This window comes from Arthrobacter sp. BI5 (assembly GCF_056680065.1).
This window is the reverse complement of record NZ_CM155264.1, coordinates 2,902,248-2,920,769: the sequence shown is the minus strand read 5'-3', so window position 1 is coordinate 2,920,769 and position 18,522 is coordinate 2,902,248. Positions and strand designations below refer to the sequence as shown.

16 protein-coding genes are annotated in these 18,522 nt (G+C 67.1%); 13 read left to right on the top strand and 3 right to left on the bottom strand.

What is annotated here, in order from left to right:
- Positions 1-43 precede the first annotated feature (43 nt).
- The 5 genes from AC1MED_RS13385 to AC1MED_RS13365 all read left to right on the top strand — a co-directional run bounded on the left by AC1MED_RS13385 (position 44) and on the right by AC1MED_RS13365 (position 7,654).
- A complete protein-coding gene (locus AC1MED_RS13385; RefSeq protein ID WP_479783749.1) occupies positions 44-1,873 on the top strand; it encodes an ABC transporter ATP-binding protein in 1,830 nt (609 codons plus the stop codon).
- Between the two features lie 281 nt (positions 1,874-2,154).
- A complete protein-coding gene (locus AC1MED_RS13380; RefSeq protein WP_346959620.1) occupies positions 2,155-3,795 on the top strand; it encodes a peptide ABC transporter substrate-binding protein in 1,641 nt (546 codons plus the stop codon).
- A 214-nt stretch (positions 3,796-4,009) separates the two neighbouring features.
- Positions 4,010-4,939 carry an ABC transporter permease gene (locus tag AC1MED_RS13375; protein WP_175321298.1) on the top strand — a complete coding sequence of 310 codons (930 nt, stop codon included), beginning with the start codon at positions 4,010-4,012 and terminating at the stop codon, positions 4,937-4,939.
- Complete coding sequence (locus AC1MED_RS13370) at positions 4,929-5,921, top strand: ABC transporter permease (protein ID WP_479783748.1); 993 nt, start codon at positions 4,929-4,931, stop codon at positions 5,919-5,921. Before AC1MED_RS13375 ends, AC1MED_RS13370 begins: the two co-directional genes overlap by 11 nt.
- An 11-nt stretch (positions 5,922-5,932) precedes the next feature.
- Positions 5,933-7,654 carry a dipeptide ABC transporter ATP-binding protein gene (locus tag AC1MED_RS13365; protein ID WP_479783747.1) on the top strand — a complete coding sequence of 574 codons (1,722 nt, stop codon included), beginning with the start codon at positions 5,933-5,935 and terminating at the stop codon, positions 7,652-7,654.
- Positions 7,655-7,812: 158 nt separating this feature from the next.
- Here AC1MED_RS13365 and AC1MED_RS13360 read toward each other — a convergent pair whose 3' ends face one another.
- Positions 7,813-8,634, bottom strand: a complete 822-nt coding sequence (locus AC1MED_RS13360) for an SGNH/GDSL hydrolase family protein (protein WP_479783746.1) — start codon at positions 8,632-8,634, stop codon at positions 7,813-7,815.
- A 285-nt stretch (positions 8,635-8,919) separates the two neighbouring features.
- Here AC1MED_RS13360 and typA point away from each other — a divergent pair, with 285 nt between their 5' ends.
- The 3 genes from typA to AC1MED_RS13345 all read left to right on the top strand — a co-directional run bounded on the left by typA (position 8,920) and on the right by AC1MED_RS13345 (position 12,299).
- Positions 8,920-10,848: a translational GTPase TypA gene (typA, locus tag AC1MED_RS13355; protein WP_175321302.1), complete on the top strand. Its 1,929-nt coding sequence runs from the start codon at positions 8,920-8,922 to the stop codon at positions 10,846-10,848.
- A 27-nt stretch (positions 10,849-10,875) separates the two neighbouring features.
- Positions 10,876-11,259, top strand: coding sequence for a hypothetical protein (locus AC1MED_RS13350; RefSeq protein ID WP_479783745.1), 384 nt, complete (start codon positions 10,876-10,878; stop codon positions 11,257-11,259).
- A gap of 230 nt (positions 11,260-11,489) precedes the next feature.
- The gene (locus AC1MED_RS13345; protein WP_479783744.1) at positions 11,490-12,299 is read left to right on the top strand and encodes a type IV toxin-antitoxin system AbiEi family antitoxin domain-containing protein; all 810 of its coding nucleotides are present in this window, start codon (positions 11,490-11,492) and stop codon (positions 12,297-12,299) included.
- Between the two features lie 404 nt (positions 12,300-12,703).
- Here the strand turns inward: AC1MED_RS13345 and AC1MED_RS13340 are convergent, their stop codons facing one another.
- Positions 12,704-12,961, bottom strand: coding sequence for a putative acetyltransferase (locus tag AC1MED_RS13340; RefSeq protein ID WP_479783743.1), 258 nt, complete (start codon positions 12,959-12,961; stop codon positions 12,704-12,706).
- Positions 12,962-13,113: 152 nt separating this feature from the next.
- On the opposite strand from AC1MED_RS13340, the gene fdxA reads away from it, so the two are divergent.
- The 5 genes from fdxA (at position 13,114) to AC1MED_RS13315 (ending at position 17,600) form a co-directional block, all read left to right on the top strand.
- Positions 13,114-13,440 (top strand): ferredoxin, encoded by a 327-nt coding sequence (gene fdxA / locus AC1MED_RS13335; protein WP_346959614.1) that lies wholly within the window; start codon positions 13,114-13,116, stop codon positions 13,438-13,440.
- Positions 13,441-13,452: 12 nt separating this feature from the next.
- Positions 13,453-14,601 (top strand): succinyldiaminopimelate transaminase, encoded by a 1,149-nt coding sequence (dapC, locus tag AC1MED_RS13330; RefSeq protein ID WP_479783742.1) that lies wholly within the window; start codon positions 13,453-13,455, stop codon positions 14,599-14,601.
- 231 nt (positions 14,602-14,832) lie between these two features.
- Positions 14,833-16,116, top strand: a complete 1,284-nt coding sequence (locus AC1MED_RS13325; RefSeq protein ID WP_346959612.1) for a citrate synthase — start codon at positions 14,833-14,835, stop codon at positions 16,114-16,116.
- A gap of 174 nt (positions 16,117-16,290) precedes the next feature.
- Complete coding sequence (locus AC1MED_RS13320; RefSeq protein ID WP_479783741.1) at positions 16,291-16,929, top strand: TetR/AcrR family transcriptional regulator; 639 nt, start codon at positions 16,291-16,293, stop codon at positions 16,927-16,929.
- A 59-nt stretch (positions 16,930-16,988) separates the two neighbouring features.
- Positions 16,989-17,600 carry a hypothetical protein gene (locus AC1MED_RS13315; protein ID WP_346959610.1) on the top strand — a complete coding sequence of 204 codons (612 nt, stop codon included), beginning with the start codon at positions 16,989-16,991 and terminating at the stop codon, positions 17,598-17,600.
- Positions 17,601-17,642: 42 nt separating this feature from the next.
- Here the strand turns inward: AC1MED_RS13315 and AC1MED_RS13310 are convergent, their stop codons facing one another.
- Positions 17,643-18,494: a hypothetical protein gene (locus AC1MED_RS13310; RefSeq protein WP_479783740.1), complete on the bottom strand. Its 852-nt coding sequence runs from the start codon at positions 18,492-18,494 to the stop codon at positions 17,643-17,645.
- Positions 18,495-18,522 lie beyond the last annotated feature (28 nt).

Here is an 18,522-nt window from a genome sequence, read left to right as displayed (position 1 = left end):
ATCACCGGTGCGGCGGCGGCTCGGGTGGAAGGAAAAACCCATCATGACTGACTTCATCACCCTGGATCCGGCCCCGGCTCCCGCGCCCGGCAAAGGTGGCATGGTCCTGGAGGTCCGGGACCTCAGCGTCGACTTCGGCGTGGACAAAAAATGGGTTCCCGCCGCGATCGGCCTGAACTACGAGGTGCGCGCCGGCGAGGTCCTGGCGATCGTGGGGGAGTCCGGCTCCGGCAAGAGCGCCAGTTCGATGGCGCTCCTGGGCCTGCTGCCGAGCAACAGCCGGGTCAGCGGCAGCGTGAAGCTCGCCGGTAAGGAACTGCTCGGCGGCAACGAGGCGAACATCCGCAACGTCCGCGGCAAGGACGTCGCGGTCATCTTCCAGGAGCCCATGACCGCCCTGAACCCGGTCTACACCGTGGGTGCGCAGATCGTGGAAACCATCCGGCTGCACAACGAGGTCTCACCGGACCAGGCCAAGGAGCGTGCCGTGCGGATGCTCGAACTGGTGGAACTGCCGGACCCGGAAAAGGCCTTCAAGTCCTACCCGCACCAGCTCTCCGGCGGGCAGCGGCAGCGCGCCATGATCGCCCAGTCGCTCTCCTGCGACCCCAAGCTGCTGATCGCGGACGAACCCACCACCGCCCTGGACGTCACCGTCCAGGCCGAAATCCTGGACCTCATGCGCAACCTGCGCAACAAGCTGGACAGTGCGATTGTGCTGATCACCCATGACATGGGCGTCGTCGCGGACCTCGCGGACCGGATCGCCGTGATGCGCCGAGGGCTGATCGTGGAGACGGGCACCGCCGAGGAGATTTTCCACAACCCGCAGCACGAGTACACCAAGGCCCTGCTCGCGGCCGTCCCGCACCTGGGGCAGGGCGGCACGGCCACCGACGACGTCGACGTCACGGCCGCCCTCGCCGCGGCAACGCACGCCGAGCTCGACGCGGTCCCACGGACGGAGCTGCTCCGGCGCGAACGCGAAAACGCCGCCGCGCTGGCCGCCGCCGCGGCCGGACCGGCGACGCCGCTGGGCGAACCGGTGCTGGAACTCACCGACGTCGCGATCGAGTACCCCAAGCAGGGTCGGGTGCCGGCCTTCCGCGCCGTCGAGGGCGCCAACCTCGCCATCTACCCGGGCCAGGTCGTCGGCCTGGTGGGCGAGTCCGGGTCCGGTAAGACGACGATCGGCCGGGCCGCCGTCGGCCTGCTGCCCGTCGCCGCGGGCACCATGAAGGTCGTGGGACAGGACATCTCCGCCGCCAAGAAGAACGGCCGGCAGCTGCACGAGATGCGCCGGCACGTCGGTATGGTCTTCCAGGACCCGTCGTCCTCGCTGAACCCGCGGCTGCCGATCGGCGAAAGCATCGGCGAACCGATGTTCCTCGCCAAGGTGGCCAAGGGCGCCGAACTCCAGGCCCGGATCGAGGCGCTGCTGGACCAGGTCGAGCTGCCGCGGGACTACCGCAACCGCTACCCGCACGAGCTCTCCGGCGGCCAGAAGCAGCGCGTCGGCATCGCCCGGGCGCTGTCGCTGAAGCCGAAGCTGATGGTGGCGGACGAACCCACCTCGGCCCTGGACGTGTCGGTCCAGGCCAAGGTCCTGGAACTCTTCCAAAACCTGCAGAAGGAGCTTGGCTTCGCCTGCCTGTTCGTCACCCACGACCTGGCCGTGGTGGATGTCCTGGCCGACCGCATCTGCGTGATGCAGCGGGGCCGGATCGTTGAGCAGGGCACCCGCGACCAGATCCTCCGGAACCCGCAGGAGCCCTACACGCAGCGGCTCCTGGCCGCCGTTCCGCTGCCGGATCCGGAGAAGCAGCGCGAGCGGAGGGAACTGCGCGCCCAGCTGCTTTCGGGCGCGAGCTAGGGGGCCGCGGGGGAGGGTTTCGGTTAACGGACCGTAACCCGGTGCCGTGCGGAAGGCGTATGCTACCAGCGAGTAGTCTGTGACTTGAAATACGTTTCGATTGACGCTAGCCGTCATGAAGTTGTCGAGTCACGGTTTGGCAACGGAGTTCCACCATTCGGACTTCTTGCGGTTAGGCTACTTGCATATGTAGGCCACGTCACAGGGATATCCCTGTGCCCGGGCCTGCCGGGAAGCACAAGTCTCTCCCGCACGAACTCCCACAACTCTTAGGAGGCGGAATGCGTTTTTCGCGCACTTCCAAAGCACTGGGCATGGTGGCGATCGCCGCTCTGGCCCTGACCGGTTGCGGCGGCGGCGGTTCCAACACCGCCGGCGGCAGCACCGGTGGCGACACCAGCAAGGTCATCATCGCCGACGGCTCGGAGCCGCAGCGCCCGCTGATGCCGGCCGACACCAACGAGGTTGGCGGCGGCAAGGTCATCGACATGATCTTCGCCGGCCTGGTCAGCTACGACCCCAGCGGCAAGCCCGTGAACGAACTCGCCGAGTCCATTGAGGGCAAGGACGGCCAGAACTTCACCATCAAGATCAAGAAGGACCAGAAGTTCACGAACGGCGAGGCCATCACGGCCAAGACCTTCGTCGATTCCTGGAACTTCGGTGCAGCCGCGAAGAACGCCCAGCTCAGCGGCAGCTTCTTCGAAAGCATCAAGGGTTACGACGAGGCCAGCGCCGAGGGCTCCAAGGTTGAGACCATGTCCGGCCTGAAGGTCGTCGACGACCAGACCTTCACCGTCCAGCTCAAGCAGCCGGAATCCGACTGGCCGCTGCGCCTCGGCTACAGCGCCTTCGTGCCGGTTCCCTCCGGCGCGCTGAAGGACCCGAAGGGCTTCGGCGAGAAGCCGGTCGGCAACGGCCCGTACAAGCTGGCCGACGGCGGCTGGCAGCACAACGTGCAGATCCAGCTGGTTCCGAACCCGGAATACAACGGCCCGCGCAAGGCCAAGAACGCAGGCGTGACGTTCAAGATCTTCCAGAACGACGACGCCGCGTACCAGGACCTGCTGTCCAACAACCTGGACATCCTGCAGACCATCCCCACGAGCGCCCTGAAGAACTTCAAGTCCGACCTGGGTGAGCGCACCATCAACAAGCCGTACGCCGGCAACCAGACCATCGCGATCCCGGAATACCTCCCGGAGTGGAGCGGTGAAGCCGGCAAGCTTCGCCGCCAGGCCCTCTCCATGGCCATCAACCGCGACGAAATCACCAAGGTCATCTTCAGCGGCGCCCGCCAGCCCGCCAAGGACTTCACCGCCCCCGTCCTGGACGGCTACAGCGACTCGATCCCGGGTTCCGAGAACCTGAAGTTCGACGCCGAGAAGGCCAAGGCCACCTGGGCCAAGGCTGACGCCATCCAGAAGTGGGACGCGAACAAGACCTTCACCATCGCCTACAACGCCGACAAGGGCGGCCACAAGGCATGGGTCGAGGCTGTTGTGAACCAGCTCAAGAACACCCTCGGCATCAAGGTTGAAGGCAAGCCGTACGCCACCTTCAAGGAAGCCCGCAACGACGCCACCGCAGGCACGCTGACCGGTTCGATCCGCGCCGGCTGGCAGGCCGACTACCCGTCGCTGTACAACTTCCTCGGCCCGATCTACAAGACCGGCGCCGGTTCCAACGACGCCCGCTACGCCAACCCGGCGTTCGACAAGGCCATCTCTGAAGGTCTTGCCGCTTCCTCGGTCAGCGAAGGCAACAAGGCCATGAACAAGGCCCAGGAAATCCTCCTGACCGACCTTCCGGCCATCCCGCTGTGGTACCAGGTCGCCCAGGGTGGCTGGAGCGACAAGGTCACCAACGTTGACTACGGCTGGAACGGCGTTCCGCTGTACTACAACATCACCGGTAAGTAATAACTGAACGACGGCGGGGGCAGCCAGGATGGGGCCCCCGCCGTTGTTTTGCTTCCACCCAATTTCTAAGCACCGGCTCCGGCCGGTGTACTTCGCAGCCGGGCCTGCGTGATCCGCACCGGCAACGGCTGCACCCTTAGTGAAAAGGTTCTTCGATGAACAACTCCGCCGCATCCTTGGACAGGATGCCTGCTGACGGGGGTGTCGTTCGCTGATGGCGACTTACATCCTCAAGCGTTTCCTGCAGCTGATCCCGGTCTTCCTGGGCGCCACGCTGCTCGTCTACTTCCTGGTGTTCAGCCTGCCCGGGGACCCCATCGTGGCCCTCTTCGGCGACAAGCCGGTCAACGAGGCCGTCGCGGCGCGGCTCCGGGAGCAGTACCACCTGGACCAGCCCTTCTGGATCCAATACCTGCTCTACCTCAAGGGGATCTTCACCTTTGACCTGGGCCAGGACTTCTCCGGACGCCCGATCGCCGCCGTGCTGGGCGAGGTCTTCCCCGTCACGGCCCGGCTGGCCGTCATGGCCCTGATCTTCGAAGCCGTCTTCGGCATCATCTTCGGCCTCATCGCGGGCCTGCGCAAGGGCAAGTTCTTCGACGCGACCGTCCTGATCGCCTCCCTGATCGTGATCGGCATCCCGATCTTCGTGCTCGGCTTCCTGCTGCAGTTCACCATCGGCGTCCAGCTTGGCTGGGCCAAACCGACGGTCAGCTCGGCCGCCACCGTCCAGGATCTGATCCTGCCGGCGATCGTCCTCGGCCTGGGCTCCTTCGCCTACGTCCTGCGCCTGACCCGGACCAGCGTGATCGAAAACATGAACGCCGACTACGTCCGCACCGCGACTGCCAAGGGGCTGTCCCGGTTCCGCGTCGTCCGCGTGCACATCCTGCGCAACTCGCTGATCCCGGTGATCACCTTCCTCGGCGCCGACCTCGGCGCCCTGATGGGCGGCGCCATCGTCACCGAAGGCATCTTCAACGTGCCCGGCGTCGGCAACCGGCTCTACCGCGCCGTCACGCAGGGTGAAGGCCCCACGGTCGTCTCGATCGTCACGGTGCTCGTGCTGATCTATGTCGTATCCAACCTGCTTGTAGACCTGCTGTACGCCTGGCTTGACCCGAGGATCCGCTATGACGCCTGAGAACATGACCCCCGAGACGCGCATCGCGTCGCCGGCCAAGCGGCACGTCGAACACTTCGTCGCCGATTTCGCCGAGACACCGCTGCAGGCCACCGACAAGGTCAAGGAAGACCAGGCCCCGCTGAGCCTTTGGGGCGAGGCCTGGAAGAACCTGCGCCGGCAGCCGCTCTTCCTGATCTCCGCCTTCCTGATCCTCGTCGTCGTCGCCGTCTCCCTTTTCCCGTCGCTTTTCTCCGGAATCGACCCGGCGTCGGAGGCGTGCCAGCTGGCCAACTCCGACGCCGGACCGGCGGCCGGGCACCCGCTCGGCTTCACCCAGCAGGGCTGTGACGTGTACGCCCGCGTCATCTTCGGCACGCGATCCTCGGTCACCGTGGGCCTCTTCACCACCCTTGGCGTGCTGCTGATCGGCGGCGTCATGGGCGCCCTCGCCGGCTACTACGGCGGCTGGGTGGACGCCATCCTGGCCCGCATCAACGACATCTTCTTCGCGCTGCCGCTGATCCTCGGCGCCATCGTGATGATGCAGCTGCCGGTGTTCCGTGCCAACCGCACGGCCTGGACGCTGGTGCTGATCCTGGTCACCTTCGGCTGGCCGCAGATCGCCCGCATCACCCGCGGCGCCGTGATCGAGGTCCGCAACGCGGACTTCGTGACGGCGGCCCGGTCCCTGGGTGTTTCCAAGTTCGGCGCGCTCATGCGCCACGTCATGCCGAACTCGCTCGCGCCGATCATCGTGGTGGCCACCATTTCGCTGGGCACCTTCATCGTCGCGGAATCCACCCTGTCCTTCCTTGGCATCGGCCTGCCGCCGAGCGTCATGTCGTGGGGCAACGACATCCAGGCCGCGCAGGCGTCCCTGCGGTCCAACCCGATGCCGCTGCTCTGGCCGGCCATCGCGCTGTCCATCACCGTCCTGAGCTTCATCATGCTGGGCGATGCCCTGCGTGATGCGCTCGATCCCAAAGCGCGCAAGCGATGAAAGGGGACGCCATGAACGCCTCTGTCGAAATCCACGAAGCCGGTGCTCCCGCCGGTCGGCCGCTCCTTGAAATCAAGGATCTGGCGATCAGCTTCACCACCAGCAATGGCGAGGTCAACGCGGTCCGCAATGCGCACCTCACGGTGATGCCGGGCGAGACCGTCGCCATCGTCGGCGAGTCCGGATCGGGCAAATCGACGACGGCGCTGGCCGCCATCGGCCTGCTGCCCGGCAACGGCCGGGTGGCCGCCGGCCAGGTGATCTTTGACGGCGAGGACATTGCCCGCGCCTCGGAGAAGCGCATGATCGAGCTGCGCGGCAACAGCATCGGCATGGTGCCGCAGGACCCGATGTCCAACCTCAATCCGGTCTGGAAGATCGGCTACCAGGTGCGGGAAACCCTCAAGGCGAACGGACTGCCCAGCGGGCCGGACGACGTCGCGAAGGTGCTCTCCGAAGCCGGGCTGCCGGACGCTGCCCGACGCGCCGGCCAGTACCCGCACGAATTCTCCGGCGGCATGCGCCAGCGCGCCCTGATCGCCATCGGCCTGTCCTGCCAGCCGCGCCTGCTCATCGCCGATGAGCCGACGTCGGCCCTGGACGTGACCGTGCAGCGCCAGATCCTGGACCACCTGGACAAGATGACCACCGAACTCGGCACGGCCGTCCTGCTGATCACCCACGACCTGGGCCTGGCAGCCGAACGCGCCGACAAGGTCGTGGTGATGTACCGGGGACAGGTCGTCGAAGCCGGCCCGTCCCTGGAGCTGCTGCAGAACCCACAGCACCCGTACACCCAGCGGCTGGTCGCCTCGGCTCCCTCGCTGGCGTCGCGGCGGATCCAGGCGGCCAAGGAACTGGGCGTCGAGTCGGACGACCTGCTGGCACCCGCCGAGGACGTCGTCGTCGCATCCAGCATGCCCGACGAGGTACTGCAGATCGAGAACCTGAGCAAGGTCTTCAAGCTGCGCTCCGGCTTCGGCCGTTCCACCGACTTCACCGCGGTGGACAACGTCTCCTTCAGCGTCAAGCGCGGAACCACGACGGCGATCGTGGGGGAGTCGGGTTCCGGCAAGTCCACGGTGGCGCAGATGGTGCTCAACCTGCTGCAGCCCACCTCGGGCAAAATCGTGTTCGACGGCGTCGACACCTCCACGCTGAACAGCAAGGAGATCTTCGCCTTCCGCCGCCGCGTGCAGCCGATCTTCCAGGACCCCTACGGTTCCCTCGACCCGATGTACAACATCTTCCGGACCATCGAGGAGCCGCTGCGGACCCACAAGATCGGGGACAAGGCCAGCCGCGAGAAGAAGGTCCGGGAACTGCTGGACCAGGTGGCGCTGCCGCAGTCCACCATGCAGCGCTACCCGAACGAGCTCTCCGGCGGCCAGCGCCAGCGCGTCGCCATCGCGCGGGCCCTGGCGCTGGACCCGGAGGTGATCATCTGCGACGAGGCCGTCTCGGCACTCGACGTGCTGGTCCAGGCGCAGGTGCTGAACCTGCTCGCGGATCTGCAGTCCAGACTGGGTCTGACCTACCTGTTCATCACCCATGACCTCGCGGTGGTCCGGCAGATCGCCGACCACGTGTGCGTGATGGAGAAGGGCAAACTGGTCGAAACCGGCTCCACCGACGAGGTCTTCGACTCGCCGCGGCAGGACTACACCAAGGCCCTGCTGAACGCGATTCCCGGTGCCAAGCTGATGCTTCCGCCCGAGGCGGCCACGGCCTAGCACCCGGCTGCCGCGCCGGCACTGAAGCGTCTGCACCGCCGCTTAACGAGCGAGCCGGCGTCCACCTGTTGGTGGGCGCCGGCTCGCTTTGCTGTCCGGGGCCTTGCGCTGCTCTGGTTTTGCGATGCTTGTTGTGCGCTCCGGGAGCCGTCCGGTCCCTAGATGAGGCCGAGGGCCTCGAATCGCTTCTCCAGCTCGACCGCCGCCACCTCGTGGCCGTCCGGGTCCAGGTGCCGGTCATCAGCCAGATGCTCGGCGAGGCCGTAACGGGTCAGCCAGTCGCCCACGCTGACGAAGGAGAGCCCGTACTCTTTGGCGACCGCGCCGAGCAGCGAGTCCACCTCAGTCCGGCGTCCGCCTCCTGCCTGCGCGCCCCGCGCGAGCGTCCCGACCATCACGACGTCGGCCGTGGGGTACCGGTGTTCGACGGCATCGATCAGGCGTTCGGCGTTCTCCGCGATCTCGGTATCCGAGGCACCCTTGGTCGCATCGTTTCCGCCGCCCTCGATCACGACCACCGGTGGCGAGCCGTAAGGCAGGTGCCAGTCACCGTTTTCCAGCGCGTCGATGTAGTTGCCGCGGACGCCGTTGCTGGCCACAAAGCCGGTGCCGCCCCCGCCGCAGAAGACGACGTCGTAGCCCAGCCGCCCAAGGGCCAGCCTGGGCCAGCTCCCCTCGGGCTCGGACTGGGAATCGCCGATCAGCACCGCAGTGTGCTCGATGTCCTCCACGATGATTTCGTCCCTGCCACTGGCCGGGTTCCGGTACAGCGAGCCGGCGGGCAGGCTGTGCGGGTCGACGGCGGTTTTCCTGCGGACGGACCCCGCCGCGGCAGGCTGGCCGGGACCTGCCGCTGCGGCCGCCGGGACAGCCTTCACCCGGTCCGAAGTGTTGGGCGGCGCCGCCGATTGCAGGGCCGGTGCACACCCGCCAAGGGCGAGTGCCGCGGCGAGCACGGGCGGGATGATACGGGCCATCATCGGGGCATTTAGCATCTGGGACTCCCCGCGCGCTCGTAGTTACTCCAGCAATAGTGGGGCATCCCCGCACGGAATGCCAGTGACTTTGGTCACATCTTGGCCCGGCGGGTTCACGATTCGGTAACAGGGCGGGGGAGGGGCGCTTCCGGATTTTAGGCCAATAAATGCCCTAGCGTCTAGAATGGATGAAGGCGCCCTGTGTCAAAGGGCCTTGTCCGTCGTGCGTTCCGGTTGGAAATGTCGCGATACAACAGCTGACTTCACCACTGAATCGAGCAATAACGCATGTCTGAAACCACCACCAACACTGCGGTAGCCACTGCATCGCGCAGTGACCTGCGCAACGTCGCGATCGTGGCCCACGTTGACCACGGCAAGACCACTCTGGTCGACGCCATGCTCAAGCAGACCAACTCCTTTGCCGAGCACAACCACCTCGAAGACCGCGTCATGGACTCCGGTGACCTGGAACGCGAAAAGGGCATCACCATCCTGGCCAAGAACACCACGGTGGCCTACAACGGTCCGTCCTCGCACGGCGAGACCATCACCATCAACGTGATCGACACCCCCGGCCACGCCGACTTCGGCGGTGAGGTCGAGCGCGGCCTGTCCATGGTCGACGGCGTCGTCCTGCTTGTCGATGCCTCCGAGGGTCCGCTGCCGCAGACCCGCTTCGTGCTGCGCAAGGCTCTCGCCGCGCACCTCCCGGTGATCCTGCTGGTCAACAAGACCGACCGCCCTGACGCCCGGATCGAAGAAGTCGTGCACGAGTCGATGGACCTGCTCCTGGGCCTGGCCTCCGACCTCGCGGACGAAGTTCCGGACCTGGACCTGGACAAGATCCTGAACGTTCCGGTTGTCTATGCCGCCGCCAAGGTCGGCCGCGCTTCCCTCGAACAGCCCGCCGACGGCACCGCCCCGGAGAACGAGGACCTGGAGCCGCTGTTCCAGACCATCATCGATCACATCCCGGCCCCGACGTACAACCCGAACGGTGTGCTGCAGGCCCACGTCACCAACCTCGACGCCTCGCCGTTCCTCGGCCGCCTGGCCCTGCTGCGTATCTACAACGGCACCCTGCGCAAGGGCCAGACCGTTGCCTGGGCGCGCGCCAACGGCGAGCTCAAGAACGTCAAGATCACCGAACTGCTTGCCACCAAGGCGCTGGACCGCGTCCCGGCCGAGTCCGCGGGCCCGGGCGAGATCGTCGCCGTCGCCGGCATCGAGGAAATCACCATTGGTGAGACCCTGACCGACGCCGAGAACCCGCAGCCGCTGCCGCTGATCACGGTGGATGATCCCGCGATCTCCATGACCATCGGTATCAACACCTCGCCGCTGGCCGGCAAGGTCAAGGGCGCGAAGGTTACGGCCCGCCAGGTCAAGGACCGTCTGGACAAGGAACTGATCGGTAACGTCTCCATCAAGGTGCTCCCCACCGAGCGTCCGGACGCCTGGGAAGTCCAGGGCCGTGGCGAACTGGCGCTGGCCATCCTGGTCGAGCAGATGCGCCGCGAAGGCTTCGAGCTGACCGTCGGCAAGCCGCAGGTTGTCACCAAGACCATCGACGGCAAGGTCCACGAGCCGATGGAGCACATGACCATCGACGTGCCGGAAGAGTACCTCGGCGCCGTCACGCAGCTTATGGCCGCCCGCAAGGGCCGCATGACCAACATGGCCAACCACGGCACCGGCTGGTGCCGCATGGAGTTCATCGTTCCGGCCCGTGGCCTGATCGGCTTCCGCACCAAGTTCCTCACGGACACCCGCGGCGCCGGCATCGCAGCGTCCATCTCCGAAGGCTACGAGCCGTGGGCCGGCCCGATCGAATACCGCACCAACGGTTCGATGATCGCCGACCGCGCCGGTGTGGTGACCCCGTTCGCCATGATCAACCTGCAGGAACGCGGCTCCTTCTTCGTCAAGCCCACCTCCGAGGTCTACGAGGGCATGATCGTCGGCGAGAACTCCCGCGCCGACGACATGGACGTCAACATCACCAAGGAAAAGAAGCTCACCAACATGCGTGCCGCTTCCTCGGACACCTTCGAGAACCTGACGCCGCCGCGCGACCTGACCCTCGAAGAGTCCCTCGAATTCGCCCGCGAAGACGAGTGCGTCGAGGTGACCCCGGATGCGATCCGCATCCGCAAGGTCATCCTGGACACCAACGAGCGTGCCAAGGCCAACCGCGCCCGCGCCAAGGTCTAATACGGGTCCCCGGGCTTCGGCTGAGACGTGACTAAGAGAGCTGCCGGCAGGGCAGGCGGTATTGCCGCCGCCCGGCCGGCAGCTCTTTTTGTTGCCCTGGCCGGCACCGCGCTGCACCGGCAGCGACTTCCGGTGGGCGGCGTCGAGCTCCCTTGGGGCATTGTGGCCGCGCTGCTGTTGCTGGCGTCGGTGGAGCTGCTGCTGGGGGCGGCGTTCCGTTCGCTGCTCCCGACGGCGGTGTGCGGCGCCGGCTGCTACGCACTTACCGGCTGGTGGGCCACCCTGGATCCGGGCAAGCGGCTGATCCTCGGGGACCCCGCCGGGTACGTCTGGATGTTCGGCATCGCCGCGGTCTCCGTGGCCATGCTCGCCTGGTGCCGCCGCTACACCGGGCGAAAGGCCCAGCCGTAACCCGCCCCCGCCGAGGGACATGCTCATTTTTCGCAACCCCCGTGGGACATGCTCAGTCTTCGCGACATAGCGTGAACATATTGGCACCATGTCCACCGCTCAAGCCCGGCACCGGACATGTCCGGTCCTGAGCGATGGGTATGTCCATCCCGGACACCCTGGGCCTGCACTTGTGCACATAGCGCAGGCTCAGGGTGTACGGGCCTGGCACGGATCCGGACCATAGGCGCATGGTCAAAGTCAGTGAAGTAATTGCCAACTACGAGGGCGTGGCCCGCGCCAAGCATCTCGCGGCTGCGGGGGTGTCAGACTTCCAGCTTAGGGAGGCCCTTGCCAGCGGCGTTGTCGCCCGGGTGGCCCGCGGCGTCTACTCAACACCCAACGCGGATCCGCAGCTTGTTGCCATCCGTTCCTTGCCCGCCGAGCCCGCCTGCGTCAGTGCGGCCCAGTTTGCCGGGCTCTGGGTGCTTGGCACGGCCGAACAGCCGCACGTTGCGGTGACCCATAGCCGCAGCTACCCCGGTTATGTCTGTCATCGCATGGCGGCCCCGCCGACCCTGTTGGACACCGTGGTCCAGAGCCTGCGCTGCCTGCCGGAGCTGGACGGCCTCGTGATTGCCGAATCCGCCGTCGTCCTCAAGGGCCTTCCACTGTCAGCCCTCCGACAGCGCCTGGCCGGCAGAAGCGACGCACGCGAACGGCGAATCGCCGCAGCCATCGTTCCGCAGTCGCAGTCGGCCATTGAATGCATGGCGCGGTTTCTGCTCCGGCGGGCGGGCTTCCATGTCGAGTCGCAGGTGAACATACCCGGAATGGGCCATCTGGACCTCATGGTGGACGGCCGGCTTGGAATCGAGGCCGACGGGGCCGGTTTCCATATGGACCGGGCGAGTTTCGAAGAAGACCGACGGCGGTGGAACGTCACCACGCGGCTTGGCGTGCCCACGCTGGTCGTAACTTACGCGCTGCTCAAATACCGCCCGCACGAATTCATCGCCATTGTCCGAGAGGCGTTGAACCGGATTTCTGCGGCCGCCTGAGGACGGGTATCCAGGCGTTGGAGCCGCCGTTAGAGGCCGCGCGAGAGTCGGTGTCTAGCCGGCGTCTGTATCGCTGGTCATGCGCCGTCCCTGCACCCTCCAAGGGGCATGTGCCGAGTACGCCGCCAACGATGGACATGCTCCGCGGCCGGGCCCAGCGGGGAGGGAGCATGCCCCGCCCGTGCGGCCAAGGTTGGACATAGGGGCACTATGTCCATTGCTCAAGGCTCAGGGAGGGCATGTCCCGCGGGGCGGGCTAGGGGAGGGCATGTCCCGCGCAGGGGGATCTCCGCCCGGGATGCCGCCCGCCAACGATGGACATGCTCCGCGGCCGGGCCCGGCGGGGAGGGAGCATGCCCCGCCCGTGCGGCCAAGGTTGGACATAGGGGCACTATGTCCATTGCTCAAGGCTCAGGGAGGGCATGTCCCGCGGGACGGCGCGGCGGGGCGGGCGGCACCGCCTTGGCCGCCACCACCAGCCGCAGCGGGATGACGACGTCGGCGCGGCGGGTGCGGACGGTGCAGCCGCCGTCGGCCCTGTCCACGAGTTCGCCGAGCGCATCCGTGAGGAGGCCGCCCTCGATCCGGTAGCGCACCACCACACGGGTTCCCAGCGGGGCGTCGGAGAGGAACTGGTGCGGCTGCGGGATCAATGAACTCACCAATTCATAGTAGGACGCGCGGGCTCTGTGACGCCCGGCTAGGTTCGCGGGATCAGACTGGGAGATAATAGGCTCGGAAGTCAGCAGCCCGGCGCTCAGGCCGGGAGCAAGAACCGGCGGGATGCCGGAACCAACGTGGAGAGGCCAGGGACGTGACGTACGTAATCGCGCAGCCGTGTGTAGATGTCAAAGACAAGGCATGTATTGAAGAGTGCCCCGTCGATTGCATCTACGAAGGTGAGCGCTCCCTGTACATCCACCCGGACGAGTGCGTCGACTGCGGCGCCTGTGAGCCGGTCTGCCCGGTGGAGGCCATCTACTACGAGGATGACACCCCCGAGGAATGGGCCGACTACTACAAGGCCAACGTCGAGTTCTTCGATGTGCTCGGCTCCCCGGGTGGCGCCGCCAAGATCGGCAACACCCACACGGACCACCCCATGATCGCTGCGCTGCCGCCGCAGAACCAAGACGCCTAGGACGGCGCCCCAGTGACATCCGCGCTGCGCAGCTTCGGCCTCAGCCTGCCCGACTACCCGTGGGAAGCCATGGCCCCGTACCTTGCGCGGGCCGCGGAGCACCCCGGGGGAGTGGCCAACCTCTCCATCGGCACCCCGGTTGACGACACCCCGGCGCTGGTGCAGGAAGCGCTGAAGGCTGCCGCGAACGCCCCCGGCTACCCGACGGTGCACGGCACCCCGGCGCTCCGGGAAGCCATCGCGGCCTGGTTCGGACGCCGACGCGGCGTCCCCGGCCTGGACCCGCAGAACGTGATGCCCACGGTCGGGTCCAAGGAACTGGTGGCGTGGTTGCCCTTCCTGCTGGGCCTCAAAGCCGGCGACGTCGTCGTCCGCCCGACCGTCGCATACCCCACCTACGACATCGGGGCCACCTTCGCCGGGGCCGAGCACGTCGCCGCGGACGACCTGGATGAGCTCGACGCCGGAACCCGGTCGCGCGTGCGGCTCGTGTGGGTTAACTCGCCGGCCAATCCCACCGGCAGCGTCCGCGACGCCGCGTCGCTGCAGCGGATTGTCCGCCAGGCCCGGGAACTCGGAGCGGTCGTCGCCTCGGACGAGTGCTATGCCGAACTCGGCTGGGGCGAATGGGACGTCCAGCGCGGCGGCGCGCCGGTCCCCAGCGTCCTCGACCCGCAGGTCGCGGAAGGCTCCCACGAGGGCCTGCTGGCGGTCTACTCGCTGAGCAAGCAGTCCAACCTCGCCGGCTACCGGGCCGCCTTCGTCGCCGGTGACCCGGCCCTCATGGCGAACCTGGTGAACAGCCGCAAACACGCCGGCATGATCGTGCCCTACCCGGTCCAGGAGGCCATGCGGGTTGCCCTCGGCGACGACAACCATGTGGCGGCGCAGAAGGACCTGTACCGCGGACGCCGGGAACGGATCGTCCCGGCCCTGGAGCGGTTCGGACTGGACATCCACGAGTCCCGCGCCGGGCTGTACCTGTGGGCCACCGCGGGCGAGGCGACCTGGGACACGGTCGGCAGGCTCGCCGACCGAGGCATCGTCGTCGGCCCCGGCGTCTTTTACGGCGACGCCGGCAACGGTTTCATCCGGGTGGCGCTGACGGCCAGCGACGAACGGATCGACGCCGCCGTCGAGCGGCTGGCTACGGGACCGTAACAAAGCTGTGATGCGGGCCACAAGATGCGGGATTTGGTCCCTTTGGAGACCCTCCGGATTAGTGCCACCCGCGAACTGGCGGTAGTTTTTAACTGACTATCAATGGTGGCTTTCCACAAGAAGGCAGCGCAGCCGTTGGAATCCGTGTCCAGATACAGGTTCCGTGGGCGGCCTCACCAGATGTTGGATCAAGCTTTCAACAGGGGCCCCGATGCCTCATGAGGAGAATCCATGACTGAGACCACCAGCGCAACCCTGCGTCATGCGGGCGGCGAGCTCGAGCTCCCGCGCATCAAGGTTGTTGAGGGAAACGAAGGCTACGACGTTTCCAAGCTGCTGAAGCAGACCGGCGCCGTTGCCTTTGACCCCGGGTTCATGAACACCGCGGCCACCACCTCGGCCATCACCTACATCGATGGCGACGCCGGCATCCTGCGCTACCGGGGCTACCCGATCGAGCAGCTCGCCGAGCACTCCAGCTTCCTGGAAGTTTCCTACCTGCTGATCTACGGCAACCTGCCGACGCCGGCCGAACTGGAAGCATTCGACCAGCGGATCCGGCACCACACCCTGCTGCACGAAGAGCTCAAGGGCTTCTTCAGCGGCTTCCCCCGCGACGCGCACCCGATGCCGGTGCTCTCCTCGGCCGTGTCCGCCCTGTCGACGTTCTACCAGGACTCGCTGGACCCGTTCAACGCCGAGCAGGTTGAGGTGTCCACCTACCGCCTGCTGGCCAAGATGCCGGTCATCGCCGCGTACGCGCTGAAGAAGTCCGTCGGCCAGCCGATGCTGTACCCGGATAACTCCCACAACCTGGTGGAGAACTTCCTGCGCCTGAGCTTCGGCCTTCCGGCCGAGCAGTACGAGGTGGACCCGGTGGTCGCGAAGGCCCTGGACCTGCTGCTGATCCTGCACGCGGACCACGAGCAGAACTGCTCCACCTCCACGGTGCGGCTGGTCGGTTCCTCCAACGCCAACCTCTTTGCCTCCGTCTCGGCCGGCATCAACGCGCTCTTTGGCCCCGCCCACGGCGGCGCCAACGAGGCCGTGCTCAAGATGCTCCGCCAGATCCAGGCCGACGGCATCAAGCCCGAGGATTACATGGAGAAGGTCAAGAACAAGGAAGACGGCGTCCGCCTGATGGGCTTCGGGCACCGGGTGTACAAGAACTACGACCCGCGCGCCAAGATCGTCAAGGCCACCGCGCATGAGATCCTCAGCAAGCTCGGCGGCAACGACGAGCTGCTGGACATCGCGCTCCGCCTCGAGGAAAAGGCCCTGCAGGATGACTACTTCATCCAGCGCAGGCTCTACCCGAACGTGGACTTCTACACCGGCCTGATCTACAAGGCGATGGGCTTCCCGGAGAAGATGTTCACCGTGCTCTTCGCGATCGGCCGGCTGCCGGGCTGGATCGCGCAGTGGCGCGAAATGATCAGCGACCCGAACACCAAGATCGGCCGCCCGCGCCAGCTCTACACCGGGGAACCGGAACGGAATTACCCCGCGCTTTAAGGCATAACGTACGACGCCGGCCGCGCACCTCACGCTCGAGGTGCGCGGCCGGCGTCGTTCATGCCAAAGTCTCCGGTGCGGGCGTCTCCGGTGCCGGCGTTGGTGGTGCTGGAGTTGCGCGTGGGACCGGCGTGGAGCGCCGGCAGAGGGACACATCCGTGCTAAAAAGGAGCAATGCCCAAATTTGTCGACGCCGCTTTGCGGCGCCAGGAAGTTGTTGAAGCCGTCTTCAGGATCGTTGCGGCAGACGGGCTTGAACGGGCCTCGCTGCGCGAAGTGGCCGACGAAGCCGCGCTGGCGGTGGGTTCCGTGCGGCACTACTTTGCCAGCAGCGACGAGCTCCTGGCCCATTCGTTCGGCGTCGTGGTGGACCGGGTGGCCGGCCGCCTGGAGGCCGCGGAGGCGCGGCTGGCGGGGACGGCCCCGGGGTCGGCCGAGCACCGCCGCGGCGTGTTAACCCTGCTGGGGGAATTCCTGCCGCTGGACGAGGAGCGGGCTGTTGATGCCTGCGTCTGGATGGCCTTCAAAAACGCAGCCCGGACCAGGCCGTTCCTTGCCGCGGAGGCCGACCGCAGCCACCGCACCGTGGCCGCCGTCGTAGGCCGGCTGATGATGGCCCTCGCGGACGACGGCGGGGCCGCGGACGGCGCCGGGCAGCAGCAACTGGTCACCGAGGCCGAGCGGCTGCTGGCCACGCTGGACGGATTGACCATGCACGCGCTGCTGCAGCCGGAATGGATGACGGCGCAAATGTGCCACGATGTACTGGAAGCCCATCTGGCGAGCCTGGGCAGCCGCGCTGGCAGCCATTAACGTGCGCTACCTTCAGGAATAGACTGGACAAGTACGTCATGCCAAGGGAGGCAAATCGGATGCACCACACAGGCGGTCCCGGCTGGCGAATCACCATGGACACCTCAGGTCCAATGCTCATAGCGCTCTACGTCCGCGACGCCGCCGGTTTGGACACCGCGGGCCACCCGGCCCTTTGCCACGTGGCCCCGAAGATCCGGTCCTCCGACCACACCCACCTCATCGACGAGGTCGGCGGCATGCCGGCCCTGAAGACCGAGTGGGAGGCGTGGTGGGCGCAACTGCTCAAGGCCCACCCGGAGATGGAGCCCGAGCTGGGCCCTCCCGGGTTCCACGCCTTCGGCAACTCCCCGGCCCTCCGGCGCGTGCTTCAGGCCCACTTCGGCGCCGCCCTCAGCTGGGCCCGGGAACGCCGCGGCGAGTACCTGGCGCTCGAGGCGGAGCGGGATGCCAGCGGCGCCACGCAGCTGCTCGCCGACATGGTGGATGACCGGTTGCTGGAAGTCGGGCGGGCCGCACGCGACTTCGAGCTGACCATCATCGAGCTTCCCCTCGCCGAGCCGCGGGCCTGGTACCTGGAGCCGGACAAGATCATCATGAGCTCGGCCCTGCTGTCCGAGCCGGAGCTGTTCCGCAGCTACGTCCAGCCGGTCGTCGACCTGCTGGTCTGACCCCGGGCCCCTGACCCCGGGCCCCTGATCCCGCGGCAGCGGCTAGGGCGCCGGGGTGTCGGCGACCGTGATGCTGACCTGCCCCGCCGGCACGTCCGTTGCCTGCCAGCCGTCGTGCGAGAGCCGCGACCAGTGCTGCCCGTCCACCCGGACCTCGGTGATGGACAGGGCCTTCGCATTGGCCACCGCCCACTGCGCCACCGCCCACGCCCGGGTGTCCTGGGCCTGGACCGTCACCGTCCGGCCGGCCGCCGTCGCCGGGAGGGCGCCGAACGCGGCCGCCAGCCGCTGCCGGACCTGGCCGGCGTCCCCGGCAGCCTCCGGCTTGCGCAAGGAGCAGTCCACCCCCTGGGCGGTCTGGCCCGTCAGAGCCGACGCGAAGGCACGGGCCATGGGCTCGTGCTGGGCGTAGGCGCCCGGATACGCCGAACGCTGGACCCGTTGCGCGGCCTCGGTGATGGGAATGACCTGGTAACCCGGGACCTTTTCGAGCGCATCGTAAAACGCGTTGGTGGCGTGGTACGGATCCATCACCTGCGCCTCGGTGCCCCAGCCCTGCGAGGGACGCTGCTGGAACAGGCCGCGCGAATCCGGGCCCGCCTGGTCGCCGTGGTCGATATTGCGCAGCTTCGATTCCTGCGTGGACGTGGCCAGGGCGATGCTCGCCGCGCGCGCGGGCAACCCGCGCCGGACCGCGATGGCGCTGATGAGTGCAGCGTTCGCGGCCTGGTCGGTGGCCAGGTCCTCGCCGCCGGCGCCCACCGCGGTGCAGTGCTCGGTGATCAGCGTTTCGGAGCGCTGCAGGAACCCCACCGCCGTGTAGATGGCGCCCGCCACCATGGCCATGGCCAGCAACAGCACGATCCGACGGCGCCAGCCACCTCTGCGTGCCACGTAACTACTCCCTCGGGCCCGCCAGGGC